Here is an 18,301-nt window from a genome sequence, read left to right as displayed (position 1 = left end):
GGCCCGGGATATTGTTTCCGTCGGAAAACGGAGATCTGCACTTTGATATTTTTGCCGCATCCTTTTACCTGCTCAGCAGGTATGAAGAGTATCTGCCTCACCAACCCGATGAATACGGCCGTTTTGCGCATACAGAAAGCATAGCACACAAAGAAGGCTTTTTACAACAACCCCTGATCAATTACTGGCTCTTTGATTTTCAAAAGATGCTGCAGGCAAAATTTCCTTTTCTTGTTTTTGCCATAAAGAAATTCAGGTTTATTCCCTCTTACGATATTGACATCGCATTCTCCTATCTGCATAAAGGCATTGCAAGAAATGCAGGCGGACTGGTGCGCTCCCTGCTGAAAGGAGAGCTGGCAGCCGTAAAAGACCGTATAGATGTGCTGACAAAGAGAAAGGAAGATCCTTTTGATGTGTATGAATGGCTTTACGCTTTGCATTTAAAGTTTGGATTGCAGCCTTATTATTTTTTTCTTGTGGCACGCTCGCCGGGTGAATATGATAAGAATGTTGACCCGCAGCATGCAGAAATGCAGGAACTCATCAGGTACCACGCCGCCGGGTACAATGTGGGCGTACATCCTTCGTGGCAAAGTGGCGATGATATTGCATTATTGGAAGAAGAAATAAAAACACTGGAAAATATCATCGGTAGTAAAGTAGTGCACAGCCGCCAGCATTATATCCGCTTTACACTTCCCGGTGCCTACCGCCAACTGATTGACCTGGGCATCTTAAATGAATTTTCAATGGGCTATGGAACAATCAATGGTTTCCGCGCTTCTATAGCTTCTCCTTTTTACTGGTACGATCTTACTGCAGAAACAAAAACGGCCCTGCTGGTATACCCCTTCTGTTTCATGGATGCCAACTCATTTTATGAGCAAAAGCTTACGCCTTCACAGGCATTTAATGAAATACGGTACTATCACGATATTATTAAAAAAATTGATGGTACCATGATCAGCATCTGGCACAATAATTTTTTTGGCGATGACCCCTTGTTTAAGGGCTGGAAGGAAGTATATGAATTGTTTCTGGAAGAAGTAGTGTATTGGGATCTGTAGCAGCAGTGGTAAGGGGTGAGTAGTGAGTAGTCAATAGTGAGTAGTGAGTAGTGGGGTAGTCAATAGTCAACGGTGAGCAGGGAGTGACCGGCAACGCGTGGCGAATAGGCTTCTGCTTCAGCAAGTTGCTTTACATTCTTCATTGCCTGTGAAAGACGGCTGGAAGCATTGTGCCCAACCAGGCTCCACCACATCCAGCTTAACGGGCCTTCCACCCATATTTCGTGCGTAAACGTGGTTTTCATATTGTGATAGCCAAGAAAGCGATGAATATGTATCCGGGCTAACGGCAGTTTAGTAGTAACGGTATAAGAAAAGTTAGGATCGCAGGAAGTAACCGTAAATTCCGCCTTAGGGCCTTTTTCGGGTATGAGCACACCATGAACATTTTTTTGAAAGTTCCCTTTCAGCAAAGCCCCGCGCAGCATCACATCCCATTGTTTCCAGTTTTTTACATCTGTCCATATTTTCCAGATCTTTTCGGGGCTTGCAGTCGTTAACATGGTATGAGTGATGTACATATGCGGGGTTTTAAACTGAGAGACAAGGTATTCTTATTAGAAGAAATAAAAATGAACAAATTATGCAGAGTAGATTTAATTTATTTTATCTCATTGATTATCAAATCGTAGCTCCTATATTAAATTTATGTTACCTAATAATCATTCAGGCTATTCACTCTCCATTTTCGCCTTTCGTTTAAATCCGGTATTTACAAGGTAAATCCCCAATATGGTTACCAGCGTTCCGGCAGCAATGATTACGGTTAATTTTTCATTGTTCAATAATGCACCGACAATTACCGCAACAATAGGATTGATATATGCATATACCGATACCTGCTGTGCCGGTAATCTTTTCAGTGCATAAATAAAAGCAGAATAGGTAATGATGCTGCCTACAAATACCAGGTACGAAATAGAATACCAGACTTCTATGCCGGTACCTGCCATTGCTGTATACTGCCCCGTGAAATAAGCCGCCATTAGAAGCACAATGCCGCCAAGGAACATCTGCCAACCCATGCTGAAATAAGGGTTAACATGTTTGGCATTTTTTACGGTAAATATGGTGCCGAAGGCCCAGGTAACAGAAGCGATAAGATTTAAAGCAATGCCTACGGAAAAAGATGAATTGAAGAGGTCCTGCAGATAATCCGAGAAAATGATAAGAATACCACCAATACCGAGAAGCAGCCCGATGATAGTCATGGTATTGAGCTTTGTTTCTTTAAATACAAAGGTGCTCAGAATAGCTATCCATAAAGGCGATGCCGCACCTATCACTGCACCCAGTCCGCTGGGAATGTACTTCATTGACCAGGTGCTGAAACCATTGTTGATCACGATCATCAGCAGGCTCATCCATCCAAACTGGATGAACTGGTCGCGGGTAGGGAGCCTGAATCCTTTCATAAAAAAATAGCCCAGGAAAAAAGAACCTGCAAGGAGCTGGCGGAGTCCGGCAAGCTGCAATGCAGGCATATGCTGCACTCCTTTTTTTGAAGCCAGCCATGTGGTGCCCCAGAAAAAGCAAACCACTATAACTGCCAGGATCGCTTTGGTCCTGTCGCTTTGATTGCGGAGATATACCGGCTCTATAACGGATTTGGCCCTGCCATAAATATCGTAAATATAATTTTTCATGGCAGGTGCCGCGGGTAAGCCATGGAAGTAGTGCCCATATGGTTGTTTTAAATGTGAAACCGCTAATGACAAGCTGATCGTTGTTGTTCCACTTTATACTACAGGCACTGCAAAGCTGTTGTTAATGCCTGAAATGTCTTAAGCCGGTAATAACCAATGCCAGCTTATGCCGTACACAATATTCAATGGAATCTTTATCGCGTATAGAACCGCCGGGCTGTATAAAAGCGCTGATCCCTGCCTCATGGCCCAGCTTAACGCAATCATTAAAAGGGAAAAAAGCGTCTGAAGCCAGTACAGCGCCGTTCAAATCGAATTTGAACTGGCCTGCCTTTTCTACAGCCTGGCGCAGGGCGTCTATCCGGCTGGTTTGTCCGCATCCTTTGCCCAGCAACTGCTTATGCTTCACCAGTGCAATGGCGTTCGACTTCAGATGCTTGCAAACAATATTGGCGAAAGCCAGATCTTCTTTTTCTTCAACAGTGGTTTCCCTTCCTCCTGCTTCTTTCCATTCGCTATAATTACCCTTATCATTTTCCTGCAACAGCACGCCGTTCAGTATTGTTTTAGACTGGCGCATGGCAACGGGCCTTTGTTTCAGCGTAAGCAATATCCTGTTTTTTTTACTTTGTAAAACACCAAGCGCATCGGCATAATACCCGTCGGCAATCAGCACTTCAAAAAATATTTCGCTGATGGCTTCTGCAGTGCTTTTATCTATCTTGCCATTGCATACCAGCACACCGCCAAATGCGCTCTCGGGGTCGCCTGCCAGTGCCGCATCCCAGGCTTCTTTAATGGTTCCGCGGGAAGCTATCCCGCAAACATTGGTATGCTTGATGACGGCAAAAACAGCTTTACCCCCCGTTTCATTAAAAGAAGGGAACTCACCGATCAGCTGAACGGCGGCATCTACATCAACGAGGTTATTATAAGAAAGCTCTTTGCCGTGCAGCTTATCAAAAACATTGCTAAGGTTGCCGTAAAAAACACCCTGCTGGTGTGGGTTTTCGCCATAACGCAATACCTGCTGCTGCCCCGAATGATTGAGTGGCAATGCGGTAGCCGGATTGAAATAATTGCTGATGACAATATCGTAATGCATTACAATTTCAAAAGCTTTTGCGGCAAATGCACGGCGCTGTTCAAAACTGGTTTCTCCGTTCTGTGCAGAAAGCAGTTGCACCAATGCTGCATAATCGTCCTTCGCCGCCACAACCAGCAGATCTTTGCAATTTTTTGCCGCGGCGCGGATCATAGAAGGCCCGCCGATATCAATTTTTTCGGTGATCATTTTTTCCGCTTCTTCTGCAGTTCCCGTAAAGGAAGATGATTCAGCCTGCGCCAGTGTTTCCTCAAAAGGATACAGGTCAACGACCACCAGGTCTATTTCCGGGATCTTATATTCTTTCATTTCAGCGGTATCCTGCGGCACATCGCGGCGGCCTAAAATACCGCCAAAAACAGCCGGATGAAGGGTTTTTACCCTTCCTCCCAATATCGACGGATAGGTAGTAAGGCTTTCCACCGGCATACAGGGAATACCAAGACCTTCAATGAATTTTTGCGTGCCTCCGGTAGAGTAGATTGTAATGCCAAGACGCTGTAGTTCTTTTACAACGGGCTCAAGTCCATCTTTATAAAAAACGGAAATAAGTGCGGAACTGATTTTTTTTTGCATAGTATATATTGCTGCACACCCCGGGGCAATAACAGTTACTCCCCAGGGAGCTGAAGTTATAAATCAAGTATAAAAGCGCCATCTTCCTGTACCGAATGGCGGCGCAAATGTAAACTATCGCAGTCATTTTTCCATTGACGGATTTTCCACGCCGGGCTGGAAGCGTCAAAAACATATTGCCGGCAGCGAAACAGTTGCTGCAGGCGGCTGATGCGGACATCTGCATTTTTTGAGAGAATAATAATGTCCACATCTATCGGCTGCGCAGCTTGCGACAAGGCAGGAGCGGTGGTGTCCAGCAAAAGAATACGCCTGTTGCTAAAATAGAAAAAAGAAGAAACCGTTCTCAGGCTTTTAAGGCTATCTGCCGCCTGTGTTCTGAGCAAAAGCCGGGAGGGGTTAAGATGAAAATTACGCAAAAAAGGATCGGTCGTCAAAGTTTCATCCCCTGCAAAGCAGTAATTCCTTCCGTTTATAAAATCAATAGCGCTATGGCGTGGTACATTGTATACGATAAGCTTATGCTGCTTTTGCTTATAGCCGATATCCAGCGCACGGCATATGGCAAAGGCCAGCAGCGCCATTACCGCGTATGGCAATATTTGTTTTTTTGCCTTCATGAGCCATATAGTAACTGTAATAATAAAAATGTATAATAAACAGGTTTGAAGAACGGAGATAAAAATATTACTGCTGACCGCAAAAGGGATACCATCTACAAAAGTTATAAAATCATTCATCATCCGCAGCGCAGCAGCAAGCATTTTGCCGGCAGGCACTGCAACAACCGCAAACGGGGAGAGCAGGCAAAGCACGATCTCGCCATATAATATAAACCCCGAAAGCGGGACAATTACCAGGTTACTGAGCAGGAAAAGATTGGGTACCTGATGAAAATGATAAATGCTCAACGGGGTGGTAAGGATCTGGGCGGCAAGCGTAACGGCAACAAGCTTCCATATATGATTGGCAAAGGCATATTTAAAACAGAACCAGCGGCTAACAGGGCGCAGAAAAACAATGATACTCAATACCGCAGCATATGACAACTGGAAACCCACATCCCAAAGAAAAAAAGGATTCCTGCATAAAAGGAAAAAGGCTGATGCGCTTAAAGTGTGATATACCGATATTTTCCTGCGCATGCTTTCTCCCACTACGATAAAGGAAAACATAACAGCGCTTCTTAAAATAGAAGGACCCGCTCCCGATAGCAAGGTGAACAGCCATAACACCGATAGTATAACCACTCCCCGCACCCACTTTGTTTTTGCATTTCGCTGCAGGGGTTTCAGCACCACAACCAGCAGCCCATAGATCATAGCCAGGTGCATCCCCGATATCGCAATAACATGAATAACGCCGGTGTTGGCATACGCCTGCACCAGGTCGCGATCGAGATCATCGCGATAACCGATCAGCAATGCCTCTGCAACCCCGGCTTCACGCCTGCCCGGAATATATTTTTTCAATATTTCCAATAATCCTTTCCGCGACTGCTGCAGCCAATCCGTAAATGCAGACCGGTTTTGCGTGATGCTTACCGTAAATTCATTTCCTGTAAGATACACCTGGTGCGTGATACCGTGGAAAAGACAGTAGCGCTTATAATCGAAAGCCCCGGGATTGCCCGAATTCTGTATTGCCTGCAACCTTTTCTTAAAAATAACAGTTGACCCGTGATCCAGGCGGGATAAAAGGCCGCTGTCTTTTTTAAAATAAATAATGATGCTGCCTTTGGTTTGAACCACGCTATCATTGCGCACAAGTGCATACACCGCAGCGTCGGCCTTGTAGGAGTTGGTCTTTTCAACCAGAGGTCCGGATAAACCCGCAACAACAACCGTGCTGTCGTTATACAAATGACCAAACCAGTTTTGCCGGTGTGTAATGTTACTAAAACGGGTGATGATCGCCCCGAACAGTGCAAACATAATCATAAACACAGCGCCATAAACCCATTTATTCCGGTATAAAAAATAGCCGCGAAACAATTGTGCAGGGAGAAAAACAATAACGGTAATACCTGCGATAATAATCAGGTCCTTTACAGAAAAGGAAAGGTACCATTGCAGCATTATCCCAAGCATTAGCGGGATGAGCAGGCGTATGAACGGTGCATGTTTCCAAACAGGAACCACAGGTAGCAACATGGTCAAAAGTTAAGAAAGAAGCACAGAATAACAAAATTTTCAAAATGATATATTTCTTCATTTACAGTATACCGCCTGCAAAAGGCAATCCATATAGTCTGTAAACATATGCCACACCAAACCGATGGCCACCAGGCGGGCAGGCCTAAAAAACAACAATAAAATATAAATGCCTATGGCAGGATAGCTATGCAGCAAATGAAATCCTATACTGCACCTGCACGCTTCATACACCGGCGCCGACAGCAAATGATCTATATCCACCATCATTGTAAGCAGCAAAACAGCATATGCTCTCAGCCAGTGTTGCCGGTACAGCCACAGGGCTATAAATACCGGAACCATAAAATGGGAGCCGTAGTGAATGATCTGCTGCACCAATGCTTTTATTTTGAACGGAGGAACCTTTACCTGCTGCAATATAGGTTTTCCGGTTTTGACCGGTATAAAAAAGCCGGTGAAATACAAACAGCCTGTTAAATCGTAGAAAAAAATACGCAGCCCTGCTGTTTCTTTAAGTCCTTGTTGGCCTTGCTTTAATACAAATTGCATTACGGCACGATATTTTATTATTATCCATTAAACAGATTTACTAATAATAAAATCAACAGACTATGCAAAAGAAAGGATTAGGACTGCTTATTGCGGCAGCAGCAGCTTATGGCTTTTACCGGTTTTCTAAAATGACCCCGGAACAAAAAAAAGCATGGAAAGAAAAAGGCATGAAATTCATAGATGGAAATTTTGGTTTTGGAAACCTCTTCGGGAAGAAAACCTCTGCTCCTGAAAATAATTTTCAACAATCATAAGCATTCATTAACCCATGCATAAACATAAAGGATACCCGCTTCATATCCTTTATGTTTATATCACTTAAAAGGGTCATCAAGATTTTCGCCTTAGCTGCGTTTCCGTATAAAGGGGCACATTTCAAATTGCAGCATCGTTTTACTTCACGTGGGCGACGGGGGAAACAGCCCACCGCAGACCGCTCCCGTTGGTGCCCGCCATAGCCGTCAATTTAAATAAAAAACCTGGTGATGGTACGTGGAGACACGTACCAGGGCGATTGGGCAATTACCCCGAACCTGTCTCCACGCGCCGGAAAGGATGAGATTGCAGTTTCATCTTCTGAAAAATCTTAAGTTGACGACCATTATGCTCCCGTCAACCGGCAACAATTTGAAATGCGCCCGTATAATGCATCACATGCAATCCATCATTACATTTGCGCTGCATGAATACATCTTACCTGGCAGTTTTTATTTTGATAACAGCGGGCATGCTTTTTAGTGTGCTGAAAAAAAAATTAACGGTTACAGCAGCACTTACCGGCGGCTTGCTGGCAGTTATTGTTTTTGCAGGGACAGGTTTTACAGGCATAAGTTTACTGGCCGTATTTTTTATGCTGGGTACCGGCGCTACGGGATGGAAGTTTAATGCAAAGATGAAGGAAGGCATCGCAGAAGATACACAGGGGAAAAGAAATGCAGGTCAGGTTTTTGCCAATGCAGGTTCAGCCGCTATCCTGGCTGTATTTGCATTATACAATACAGGCGCTACCAACATTGTACACCTGATGATCGCAGGATGCTTTTCGGCAGCCACTGCAGATACGCTGTCGTCTGAACTCGGAAATATTTATGGCCGGAGATATTATAACATACTTTCTTTTAAAAAATGCAACGCGGAGCAAATGGAGCGGTGAGCCTGCCGGGAACCATCGCCGGTATTATTGGAAGCATTGTTATTGCTTTGGTATATGGGTTGGGAACAGGTTGGAATGCACAGCAATTCCTGATCATAATTGTTGCCGGCACAGCGGGTAATGTGGCAGATTCTGTAATTGGGCTTACTTTAGAAAATAAAGGCCTGCTTAATAATAATACCGTAAACGTTTTCAATACAATTGTTGGAGCGGGGGTGGCGTGGGCATTGTATATACTATAGACGCTTTCATCCACAAAATGCTTTTATGCAGCTTCGCGCAGATACTTCGTTTCCAATTGCCCAAACTTCTGTTGTTCTTTCCGCTTGTCAATAAATTTTGACCAATATTATTTTTACGCTGTAATTAACAACACAGTAAATAAGATTAATTACATAACAAGAGCTTGAATTTCAACAGCGCCCTTTCCTGCCTTGTTTCCATACTTTTTAACAGCCTGAGCCGGAGATACATTAATAAGCCGGAATTTCTGACCAGGATTGAACCTGTACTCTTTTGCATCTTCAACAGGGCTGCCGTTCAGAAGTATGCAGTTAGTGTCGTGTATATTAAGATATAAGCCAGATGCCGCCACCTTCATCGTATCTTTCCCGGGTGAAATAAAATTACCTGTAACGTTTCCTTTGAACCGCAGTTCTTGTTTACGTGAATCCCAATTCATACTATCCGCTATTATTAATATTGTTTCCTTCTTATTGTCCAAAGCAGCGGAATGAGCATTGATTTGAGGTTTCCTTATCACGGCATTTACATTATTAACCGGCATTTTATTATCGGCCGGCAAGCCATTGGCAGACCGCAAGGTTGGTGGTAAGCTATCCCTGAATAACACCAAAACATTACAATCTATTCCCAATATCCTTTTTGCTTCGCTTCCCGGCATGGCTCCTACGCCTTTCAAATCAAACCGGTTGATGCTTCTGTTCGCCTCGCCTATGGTCATTATTTTTCCATCAAACCAAACTTTGCATTCAGGTGAAGATTCAACCTCTGCCTTATTAAACCAGGCCTTCGAACCATTACCGATCGCATAGGGAATCCCATCTATAATCCAAACCGCCTTTGATGATCTGTCTATGAGCGCGTCTATCCTTTTTCCAAATAAATACATGTCAAATTTCTGCATTACCATTAAATAGTTGGCGGAGCTGCTCTTTTCATTTTGCCACCTGTTGCTTGAGGACGAGCTCAGCATAGGCCGGATACCCCGTTCAACATCCCTGGTATTAACCAGTCCTATTAAGGAGATGCTTACCTTCTTCGAATGTGAGCTAAAGCTGCTCGTCATGCTCCAGTCCCTTTGCTCGTAACCGTTTTTGGAACAAATAAGGTCAAGCTTCAGTTCCTCTTTTTTATTTGTAAAAGGGATCTTCAAAACATAGTATCCTTTAGCGTCAATTTTTACCTCAACACCAGAATTGCTTTCCCTGATCTGTGCCCCCGCAAGCGGTTTATCTGTAGCAACATCAAACAAGATACCCGCGAGGATAAATGTATCTGCTCCTGCTGTATTATTTCCAATGCTCCTGAACGATAAGATGGCTACCGCCATTAAAGGCAGTGCAAATAAAAACTTTAATAAATGCACTTTAGTGCTTTTTATTTTGTTCATCATGGCAATTCTTTTTTTAAGCGAATAAAAATTGAAGGGACTTGCTACGGCAAATCGGTTATTTCCCAGCACTTTTAATAGTAAATACTGATATTCTTTTTTGTCAGTACCTTTTTTAAGTACCTCATTGTCTGCAATAAATTCCAGGTTCTGCCGGATCGCATGCCTCAGCCACCAAACAAAAGGGTTATACCAATTGAGGACGCATAATAATTCGCCCCACAAAATATCAATGCTGTGCTTTTGCTTCACATGCACAAACTCGTGGCGTATAATTTCTTCTGTGTCCTTTTCATTATGCAGGGCACTATTTATGAAAATGGATCTTCCAAAAGAAAAAGGAACGATCTGCTTATCTACCTGGTACAGTTTTATATCCTTATCAGAAATTAACCTGGCTTTACGAAGGATGGCGCTAAGTGATATTAACTGAATAAGCAATCGAATAAACAGTATGCTGCTTCCGGTAATAATGAAAAGCAATATCCAATTTTGTGCAGGCCAGACAGTTGCAGCAGATGAAAGCACAGATTGTAATGGTTTGTCCGCAATGCCTATTGATTGTAATGCAGGGACAAATTGTATCGCTATATTGCTTTCCACAGCATTCTTCTGAAGTACAGGCGTGATGTCAATAAAAGGAAGGAAAAAGCAAAAAAGCGTATACCCCAATAAGTATAGCCGGTTCCACGTATAAAATGTCAGCCTCCTTAAAACAAGCTGATAAAACAGGCAGGTTATGCCAAAGCCAAGTGAAATTTTAATAAGGAAATCAACAATGAATGGCATTGTTAAAATTAAATCGTTTAATAATTTATTTTTTCTTACCCTCAATCATTGCAACGATATCTTTTAATTCCTTCGGTGAAAGCTTTTTTTGTTCCACGAAAAAATTGATCAGCGCTTTATAAGAGTTATCAAAATGGTTCCTGACCACATCGGTCATGAACTGCTTCTTATATTCCTGCTGCGATATGGCAGGTTTATATAAATAGGTATTGCCGATCAGCCTTGCCGACACATACCCCTTGCGTTCCAGGTTTTTAACAGTAGAAGCTACAGTGGTATATGGCAATTGCGTTTTCATATGCTCTACTATCAGTTTTATATTTCCTTCGCCTACTTTAAAAACCGCCTGCAGCGCCTGCTCTTCCTGTGGAGTAAGTTTTTCAGTCATAAATCTACGATATTTTCGTAAAAATACGAATACTTCGTAAATATCCAAATTTTTTGTGTAAAAAAATTTGGTTTATTTCTTTTTTTATATGCTATTGCTCAGAAAAAAAATTGCTCGTGAGCGCCTGTGCAGTTGTTGCTATTGGCATAGCTTCAAATTCAGACTTTAAATCATAGTAGATCTGATACGTTACTGTTTAATTCTGGTATCTTCTTTTATTAACAGCAGCATATACCAATCCGAACAATACCACCAAAGCAACCGGCAGTATAATATTAAGCACCTGCCAGGAGGTCCTGCTTTCATCTACCTTCTTTTTATCCAACAGTCTCAGGGTGTAATCCTTAGCCCTGGTTTCCAATATGCCGGGATTGCCCACTAAGTATTCCATGCAATTGAGGAAAAACGCTTTGTTGGCGTATTGGTAATGGGTGAAAGGGTTTTCGCCCATTTGCAGAGGTCCTTTTTCCTGCGAAACAAAATTGGTTACGAGGTCGCCGTCGGATATTACGATCATTTTATTGCTGCTATCTGCCGATGAGCGAAAGGGTGCTTTGTACAGATCGGATAAGCTGTCTTTTGCAGCGGAAGAGATGCGGTTGGTGAACAGAGAACTGAATTCGCCTTCAAGCAATACTGCTACCGGGATATGGGTTTGCGCGAAGGTTTGGAGGTCTTCTTCATTTTTAACGCTGTTCAGCTCTACCTTAGCAGGTGTATTCAGTATCCGTGCATTGACTGAGCTGGCCAGTAATATGGTTTTTTTTATTCCTTCGGCTTTAACCGTATCTACCGACTGCGGAAACTGCGAAAGCACATAATCAAGGTTTTTAGAAACAGGGTGATTGTTGGTTGCCGATAACAGGGGAAAATATACCCAGGGCATCAACTGCATCTGCGGCCTTCCGCCCATTGACCCTACAGCCAGCGGAATTTGTGCACAATTGAGATCCTGCACCAGGTCGGCATTTATACGCACCCCGTATTTAAACAACAGGTCATCAAGGTTCAACCCTATTTCAAACGCAATAAAGCTACCCTGACTGCGCTGCAGGCTGTCTAAGCTGGCGTACAGCTTATCTATCATCCATATTACTTTGCCGCCCTGCATGATGTACTGGTCGATCTTCAGTTTTTGCGCTTCATTAAATGCTGTAAGCGGTTTTACGATCAGCAATGCATCAAACACATCCGGTATAACAGGAACGCTGTCTACAGGCAAAATACTGAATCCGTAATTGGGCTTTAGCGTTTTTTCTATCAGATCATATACTTCATAGCTCTGCGGTTGGCCGTTGCCGGTAAGATAGGCCACCACGGGAACCCTGTCCCGCCTTATCTTATCAATAGCCCCGGCCAGCTTATATTCCAGTAATGCTTCTGCGTTGTTCAATGAATTGATCCCGTCAATGGAACTTTGCCCCTGCAGCAGGTCAACGGCAGCTACCCTGTCGTGGTATTCAAAAATAACACCCGGGTAAACCAGCCGCTGCTCCTCCCCTTCTCCTTCTTTCGTTCGCGCCCGTACATTGGTTGGATTAATACCCATGCGGTGCAGGGAATCTATCAGCTCCGATCTCAACGTATCGTTCATTCCCTGTCCGGGCTGCCTGAAAAAATACCGGATATTGCTCCCGCCGATCTCTTTAAATTCCTGGAGCATATCGCGGGCGCTGCCGGCAAGCTTCTTAAATCCTGCAGGCAGGTCGCCATCCAGCAGAACAGTAATGTTTACCGGCTCATCCAATGATTGCAGCAACTCCCGCGTGGCGGCCGAAATGGTATACCTTTTTTCTGCAGTAAGGTCGAGCCGTGCATGCCATTGCGACGCTATCCGGTTGATAAGCACCAACCCTGCAATAACAAATACCCAGCTATAGGGAGACTGCAACAGTTTGTTCATGATACGTTTACCTGTTCAGTAATTTTTTTCGGGTAATGAATAAGAAAAAAACAATAATGCTCAGGAAATAGATCATATCCCGGCTGTCAACCACTCCGCGGCTCAGGCTGCGGTAGTGAAAGTCAATACCAATCATTTCTACTGCATAATCCCAGCCACCCTGCAAAGACGGGATACCGCTAATGGCGGCAAACCCGCTATATAAAACAAAACAGGCAAATGCGGATGCCAAAAAAGCCACCACCGCATTGCTGGTAAAACTGCTGCAGCAAATGCCGATAGCAGTAAAAGCACCCGACAAAAAAATGAGACCTATGTAAGAGCCTGTTATGCCGCCGCTGTCAATTCCCCCGGTAGAAAGACTTTTTATTGTAAAAACATAAATCAATGTAGGCAGCAGGGCTATGGTAACAATAATAAGACTTGCAAAATATTTTCCACTGATGATCTGCCATTTGCTGAGGGGGCGGGTTACCAGTATTTCGTAAGTGCCGGATTTAAATTCATCGGCAAAGCTGCGCATGGTAACAGCAGGAATGAGCAGCAGCAGTATCCAGGGCGCCAGTTCGAAAAAAGTGTCGAGTGTAGCATACCCGTAATCAAACAGGTTGGTATCGGGAAACACGAAAAGAAAAAGGCTGCTGAGCAACAAAAAAATAATGATGGCCAAATACCCGGTTAAACCGCTAAAAAACTGCCTCAGCTCTTTTTTACAAATTGCAAACATGAAATAGTTTATTCTGGATGATGGAATGCCTGCCCGACCGGTGTTATCCCCGCCTCCTATGATTCAGTCGGGCAGGCGGGCGGGCGATTTGTTCAGACCGGACCACCCAATTAAAGTCATCAGGCAGGTTCAAAAATACAATTGTGCATTGACAAGCCTGAAAATTATTGATATGTATCCAAAATTTTTCTTAATTTTCAAATGCTGACCGAAAAATTCAATTCCTGTGTGTCTGCTAATCATCACATAAAAAGGAATAAAATGAAAAAACACCTGTTAACCTGCATCTTTGCAGCACCATTGCTATTGTTTGCACAGCAAACCTATGTTTGGAGCGTAAGCTCCGGTTCCTGGACTGACCCGCTCAACTGGACCCCGGTACGAATTAATCCCACAGTAAATGATGTGCTTGAATTTTCCGCTGATGCTACTATTACGGGTATGCCCGCTACAGAAAGCATTGGAAAACTACGGCTGCACAACAATGCCGTGGTAAACCTCAGCACTACAGTTGCCAGCATTATTACGATTGGCCACACCACAACAGCCGCTCCGCATTTCACAGTAGAAACAGGTGCTGCATTACATATCAGCGGTACCAATGCTGTTGCATTTCACATTGAAACGGGTTTTGGGGGAGAAGTATCCGGCAATATAGATTTTTATGACGGAGCCCACCGGCTAACGGCAGCTTCAGCAAATTCGCTGGTATTTAAAAGTGGCGCTATCTTCACTGCCAATACAGGGTTTGACGGAAATGCTTTTGGATCAACAAACCTGAATTCGGTGGTGTTTGAAAGCGGAGCGGCTTATGTTAATAAGGCCGGCGGTAATCCCTTTGGGGCACCTGCACCAAACGCTGTTGTCATTTTTAATCCGGGTAGCATTTATAAATATCAAAGAAATGGCGTTGGCCCATCACTTGCCGGCAGAACTTTTGGTCACTTCTACGTAGATGGCAACCTGAATTTCAGCGGTATTGGTTCTGCAAGGGATTGCATTATTCAAAACGATTTAAGGGTGCTTTCGGGCTTTTTTGAATTTAAGCCCAACACCAACGGTTCCCACACCGGCAACTTCAATATTTACGGTAATATTATATGTGAAGGCACGGCCCATATTTATATTGGCAGCGAAAACATGCCCGGCGCCGTACAAATGCTGGGCACCAATCAAACAATTGGTGCCGGCGGAGGCACAGGAACGATCACCATTAGAAATCTCACAGTCAATAACAGCTCTACCCTGTTGAACCGGAATGTTACGGTAAGCGGTGTGCTGGATATGCAGCATGGTATCATACAAACATCCTTATCCACCCTGCTGATGCTTGGTGCCACAGCCAGCCTTCAAACCTGTATGCACGATTATTCGCACTTACCGCACACCAATATGGGCTGTGATAACGCTTATATAGAAGGACCTGTTCAAAAACAGGGGCTGGCAAACGCTGATTTTGCTTTCCCGGTTGGATCACAAGGCAAGCTGAGACCTGTATTGCTGCATAATGCCACAGGCGATTTTACGGTGCAATACAAAAAAAGCGATCCTTATCTTGACATAGGGACGACGATGGGCGAAGGCATTCATCACATCAGTCACATCGAATACTGGAACATTACGGGAACAGGTGCCGGAAATGTAGAACTTACTTATTACGACCCCAACAGTGGCGGCGTAACAGATATAAATGCCCTGCGGGTAGCACGTTATACCGGGTTGCAATGGGCAGACATGGAGGTAAGTGGATTTTCGGGAACCCCGGGATCCAATGGCTCCGTAACCAGCAATATCCTCAATGAATTTGGCAGCTTTACGCTTGCGGGTTCCGGCGCCTACCCCAACAATCCTTTACCCGTACCATTATTGGAATGGACAGCTTACCGGGCTGTGAATGGCGTAATATTGCAATGGACAACACCCGGTGAAACCCATTCCAAAGGATATATAGTGGAAAGAAGCGCCAACGGAACAATATTTACACCGATATCACCTCTTATTGCAGCACAACATATTTTTCATTTTAATTATATGTTGACCGACAAAAGCCCCGGCAGCGGTAATAATTATTATCGTTTAAAGATCATTGACGCAGATGGTAAAGCATATTTTTCTAATATCATAGAAGTAGCTATGCCGGTTTTGCCTGCTCTTATGGTATACCCTAACCCTGCCCGGGAAAAAATATTTATAAAAATACCAGCTCAAAGCAGCATTTCCACCTTAGCAATTGTCAATATAACCGGTTCGGTTGTAAAATGGATAAAAGTCAGCAACCTTACAATTGTTAGTGTGGACATTTTGAACTTATCACCGGGGTTGTATTATATTAAAACAATGCAGGAGCAATCTTTATTGATCGTTCCATTTATCAAGTATAATCTATAATAGCCCCAAAACCAACTGCAAAAAAGGCCTTCCAAAGGGAGGCTTTTTTTATTATCCCGTAATTGAAGGCACATTTTCACCGATTTTGCTTTATTTTCGTCTGACAGATGACGTTTATGAATAAAAAGATTGCTTTATTTGGCGAATATTTACTCAGGCTTACTCCTCCACAACAGCAAAAATTAGTTCAGTCCCAGTCGCTTGAAATGCATTGGGCAGGTTCCGAAGCGAATATTGCGGTCTCGCTGTCCATTTTTGGAAGCCCTGCTCTATATATTACCGCTTTGCCTGATAATGAACTGACAAGAGCCGGGCTCAGCCGGTTGCATCAATATGCCGTTCAAACGCAGACCGTAAAAACAGAAGGCACACGGGTAGGTACCTATTATTATGAGCGTGGCCAGGGTGCAAGACCCGGAAGGGTGATCTATGACAGGGAGTATTCTGCGTTCAGCTACCTGAAACCCGGACAAATAAACTGGAATGATATCTTTGACGCGGCAGGCTGGTTTCACTGGAGCGGCATCACGCCAGCTTTAAACCAGGGGCTGGCAGATGTGTGCAGAGAGGCGTTGCAGCTTGCCCAACAAAAAAAAATGGTGATTTCAGCTGATTTCAATTACCGCAATACACTTTGGAAATACGGGAAACATTGCAGTGGAGTGATGCCCGGGCTGCTGCAATTTTGCGATGTGGTACTGGCTGATGTAGATACAGCGAAGCGCTATTTTGGTATTGAACCGGATCCCGCCAACCTTGTAGAAAGCAGCTTTGCGCTTTTAAAAAAAGCCCTGCCCAATGTAAAACACATTGCAATGACCATGCGGAAGCAGGAAAGCGCCAACTCGAACCAGTACATTGGTCACTTATGGCATGAAGGCCGAATATATACTTCGCAATCATATCATATACAACAGATCGCCGAACGCATTGGCGCTGGCGATGCCTTTATGGCCGGGCTGATACATGCGCTTAAAACAGGTTGTAGTCTGGAAGAAACCATTGAGTTCGCTACCGCCTGCGGTGTAATAAAGCATAGCATTACGGGCGATTTTAATATTGCTACCCGTCAGGAAATTGATACCGTTATACAGCAAAGCGGCAGTGGAAGAATTATCAGGTAAGCAGTTTATGATTTAGGGTTTATTGTTTGTCCACCGTACCCATACCTTCTGCCTCAAACTCTAACCTTGTGTATTTCAACCCGATAAATTAAAATAATTATGGATCAACAACAAATAGCATCACTGGTAAAGCAAACGGGATTTATGCCCTTGTTTACCCACACAGATGAAACAGTATGCCGCAATGTACTTAAAGCCTCTTATGATGCGGGTGTACGTTTATTTGAATTTACCAACCGCAACGCCAATTCATTCGATATCTTTATTGCGTTACGGAAATATTGCAACGACCGGCTGCCCGGCATGGTACTGGGTATAGGCACTATAAAAAATGCACAGCAGGCAGAACAATTCATTCATGCCGGGGCAGATTTCCTGATCTCCCCATTGATACTTGAAGAAATACAGCATGTAGCTGCAGCGCATAAAAAACTATGGATACCGGGGTGTGCCACAGCTTCAGAAATAGGATTGGCCGAACATTGGGGAATAGATACGGTAAAAATATTTCCCGCCAAACAATTGGGGGGGCCGCCTTTTATTAAAGCCGTAAAAGCGGTCTTCCCCACCATGCGCTTTATGGCTACCGGTGGCGTTGAGCCTACTGAGGAAGATATCGGCAACTGGTTTAAGGGCGGCGTCACTGCCGTGGGTATTGGTTCGCAGCTTTTCCCTGCAGACTGGCTGGCAAACAATCAATACGCATTGGTGAGCGATCATATAAAAAAGATCATCGGGCATATTGAAAAAGCAAGAGCATAAATACCGCCGCCGGCCATTGAAATACCAAAGCTTATTCGTTTTACAACTGTTTTAATTTGCCAATATGAAAAGCTTTCTGAACGAAGATTTTTTGCTGCAAAGCTCCACCGCACAGCAACTCTATCATGAATACGCTGCTGCAATGCCTGTAATAGACTATCACAATCATTTACCACCGGACCAAATTGCTGGCAATAAACAATTCGGTACCATTACCGAAATATGGCTGAAAGGCGACCATTATAAATGGAGAGCCATGCGAAGCAACGGTGTTGATGAAAATAACATTACCGGTAACGCCGATGATTACACTAAGTTTAAAGTATGGG

The 18,301-nt window shown here is 43.9% G+C and carries 15 protein-coding genes and 1 pseudogene; 7 read left to right on the top strand and 9 right to left on the bottom strand.

The features are described 5' to 3' along the window. Positions 1-1,070 (top strand): polysaccharide deacetylase family protein (locus PLH26_RS01350; protein ID WP_324584175.1); only part of this gene is annotated, 1,070 nt, incomplete at its 5' end. A 59-nt stretch (positions 1,071-1,129) separates the two neighbouring features. Here PLH26_RS01350 and PLH26_RS01345 read toward each other — a convergent pair. The 5 genes from PLH26_RS01345 to PLH26_RS01325 all read right to left on the bottom strand — a co-directional run bounded on the left by PLH26_RS01345 (position 1,130) and on the right by PLH26_RS01325 (position 7,102). Continuing rightward, positions 1,130-1,591, bottom strand: coding sequence for an SRPBCC family protein (locus PLH26_RS01345; RefSeq protein WP_324584174.1), 462 nt, complete (start codon positions 1,589-1,591; stop codon positions 1,130-1,132). A gap of 150 nt (positions 1,592-1,741) precedes the next feature. Then, positions 1,742-2,716, bottom strand: a complete 975-nt coding sequence (locus tag PLH26_RS01340; RefSeq protein WP_324584173.1) for a DMT family transporter — start codon at positions 2,714-2,716, stop codon at positions 1,742-1,744. 121 nt (positions 2,717-2,837) lie between these two features. Continuing rightward, positions 2,838-4,397, bottom strand: a complete 1,560-nt coding sequence (gene purH, locus PLH26_RS01335) for a bifunctional phosphoribosylaminoimidazolecarboxamide formyltransferase/IMP cyclohydrolase (protein ID WP_324584172.1) — start codon at positions 4,395-4,397, stop codon at positions 2,838-2,840. A 56-nt stretch (positions 4,398-4,453) separates the two neighbouring features. Beyond that, positions 4,454-6,550 carry a ComEC/Rec2 family competence protein gene (locus tag PLH26_RS01330; RefSeq protein ID WP_324584171.1) on the bottom strand — a complete coding sequence of 699 codons (2,097 nt, stop codon included), beginning with the start codon at positions 6,548-6,550 and terminating at the stop codon, positions 4,454-4,456. Positions 6,551-6,607: 57 nt separating this feature from the next. Beyond that, complete coding sequence (locus tag PLH26_RS01325) at positions 6,608-7,102, bottom strand: DUF6122 family protein (RefSeq protein WP_324584170.1); 495 nt, start codon at positions 7,100-7,102, stop codon at positions 6,608-6,610. Between the two features lie 62 nt (positions 7,103-7,164). On the opposite strand from PLH26_RS01325, the gene PLH26_RS01320 reads away from it, so the two are divergent. Both PLH26_RS01320 and PLH26_RS01315 read left to right on the top strand, forming a co-directional pair. After that, positions 7,165-7,359: a hypothetical protein gene (locus PLH26_RS01320; protein WP_324584169.1), complete on the top strand. Its 195-nt coding sequence runs from the start codon at positions 7,165-7,167 to the stop codon at positions 7,357-7,359. 428 nt (positions 7,360-7,787) lie between these two features. Beyond that, a pseudogene (locus PLH26_RS01315) lies at positions 7,788-8,500 on the top strand (DUF92 domain-containing protein). 149 nt (positions 8,501-8,649) lie between these two features. Here PLH26_RS01315 and PLH26_RS01305 read toward each other — a convergent pair. The 4 genes from PLH26_RS01305 to gldF all read right to left on the bottom strand — a co-directional run bounded on the left by PLH26_RS01305 (position 8,650) and on the right by gldF (position 13,698). Then, complete coding sequence (locus PLH26_RS01305) at positions 8,650-10,680, bottom strand: M56 family metallopeptidase (protein ID WP_324584166.1); 2,031 nt, start codon at positions 10,678-10,680, stop codon at positions 8,650-8,652. A gap of 25 nt (positions 10,681-10,705) precedes the next feature. After that, on the bottom strand, positions 10,706-11,068 hold the full coding sequence (locus tag PLH26_RS01300; RefSeq protein ID WP_324584165.1) for a BlaI/MecI/CopY family transcriptional regulator: 363 nt from the start codon (positions 11,066-11,068) through the stop codon (positions 10,706-10,708). A gap of 196 nt (positions 11,069-11,264) precedes the next feature. Next, positions 11,265-12,971: a gliding motility-associated ABC transporter substrate-binding protein GldG gene (gene gldG, locus PLH26_RS01295; protein WP_324584164.1), complete on the bottom strand. Its 1,707-nt coding sequence runs from the start codon at positions 12,969-12,971 to the stop codon at positions 11,265-11,267. 7 nt (positions 12,972-12,978) lie between these two features. Continuing rightward, positions 12,979-13,698 carry a gliding motility-associated ABC transporter permease subunit GldF gene (gldF, locus tag PLH26_RS01290; RefSeq protein WP_324584163.1) on the bottom strand — a complete coding sequence of 240 codons (720 nt, stop codon included), beginning with the start codon at positions 13,696-13,698 and terminating at the stop codon, positions 12,979-12,981. Positions 13,699-13,959: 261 nt separating this feature from the next. Between gldF and PLH26_RS01285 the strand changes: the two genes are divergently transcribed. The 4 genes from PLH26_RS01285 to PLH26_RS01270 form a co-directional block, all read left to right on the top strand. Then, positions 13,960-16,086 (top strand): T9SS type A sorting domain-containing protein, encoded by a 2,127-nt coding sequence (locus tag PLH26_RS01285; RefSeq protein WP_324584162.1) that lies wholly within the window; start codon positions 13,960-13,962, stop codon positions 16,084-16,086. A 116-nt stretch (positions 16,087-16,202) separates the two neighbouring features. After that, positions 16,203-17,210: a PfkB family carbohydrate kinase gene (locus PLH26_RS01280; RefSeq protein WP_324584161.1), complete on the top strand. Its 1,008-nt coding sequence runs from the start codon at positions 16,203-16,205 to the stop codon at positions 17,208-17,210. A gap of 99 nt (positions 17,211-17,309) precedes the next feature. Next, positions 17,310-17,972 (top strand): beta/alpha barrel domain-containing protein, encoded by a 663-nt coding sequence (locus PLH26_RS01275; RefSeq protein WP_324584160.1) that lies wholly within the window; start codon positions 17,310-17,312, stop codon positions 17,970-17,972. A gap of 64 nt (positions 17,973-18,036) precedes the next feature. Further along, positions 18,037-18,301: glucuronate isomerase (locus PLH26_RS01270; RefSeq protein ID WP_324584159.1), on the top strand; the 265-nt coding region annotated here is incomplete at its 3' end.

This window comes from Agriterribacter sp. (assembly GCF_035444585.1).
Lineage (GTDB): Bacteria > Bacteroidota > Bacteroidia > Chitinophagales > Chitinophagaceae > Agriterribacter.
The sequence above is the reverse complement of the archived record's forward strand: the minus strand, read 5'-3'. Positions and strand labels throughout refer to the sequence as shown.

What these genes read in the sequence shown, in the direction of transcription:
- PLH26_RS01345 (WP_324584174.1), bottom strand. Translation starts at nt 1,591, where the DNA reads ATGTACATCACTCATACCATGTTAACGACTGCAAGCCCCGAAAAGATC.
- PLH26_RS01340 (WP_324584173.1), bottom strand. Translation starts at nt 2,716, where the DNA reads ATGAAAAATTATATTTACGATATTTATGGCAGGGCCAAATCCGTTATA.
- purH (WP_324584172.1), bottom strand. Translation starts at nt 4,397, where the DNA reads ATGCAAAAAAAAATCAGTTCCGCACTTATTTCCGTTTTTTATAAAGAT.
- PLH26_RS01330 (WP_324584171.1), bottom strand. Translation starts at nt 6,550, where the DNA reads ATGTTGCTACCTGTGGTTCCTGTTTGGAAACATGCACCGTTCATACGC.
- PLH26_RS01325 (WP_324584170.1), bottom strand. Translation starts at nt 7,102, where the DNA reads ATGCAATTTGTATTAAAGCAAGGCCAACAAGGACTTAAAGAAACAGCA.
- PLH26_RS01320 (WP_324584169.1), top strand. Translation starts at nt 7,165, where the DNA reads ATGCAAAAGAAAGGATTAGGACTGCTTATTGCGGCAGCAGCAGCTTAT.
- PLH26_RS01305 (WP_324584166.1), bottom strand. Translation starts at nt 10,680, where the DNA reads ATGCCATTCATTGTTGATTTCCTTATTAAAATTTCACTTGGCTTTGGC.
- PLH26_RS01300 (WP_324584165.1), bottom strand. Translation starts at nt 11,068, where the DNA reads ATGACTGAAAAACTTACTCCACAGGAAGAGCAGGCGCTGCAGGCGGTT.
- gldG (WP_324584164.1), bottom strand. Translation starts at nt 12,971, where the DNA reads ATGAACAAACTGTTGCAGTCTCCCTATAGCTGGGTATTTGTTATTGCA.
- gldF (WP_324584163.1), bottom strand. Translation starts at nt 13,698, where the DNA reads ATGTTTGCAATTTGTAAAAAAGAGCTGAGGCAGTTTTTTAGCGGTTTA.
- PLH26_RS01285 (WP_324584162.1), top strand. Translation starts at nt 13,960, where the DNA reads ATGAAAAAACACCTGTTAACCTGCATCTTTGCAGCACCATTGCTATTG.
- PLH26_RS01280 (WP_324584161.1), top strand. Translation starts at nt 16,203, where the DNA reads ATGAATAAAAAGATTGCTTTATTTGGCGAATATTTACTCAGGCTTACT.
- PLH26_RS01275 (WP_324584160.1), top strand. Translation starts at nt 17,310, where the DNA reads ATGGATCAACAACAAATAGCATCACTGGTAAAGCAAACGGGATTTATG.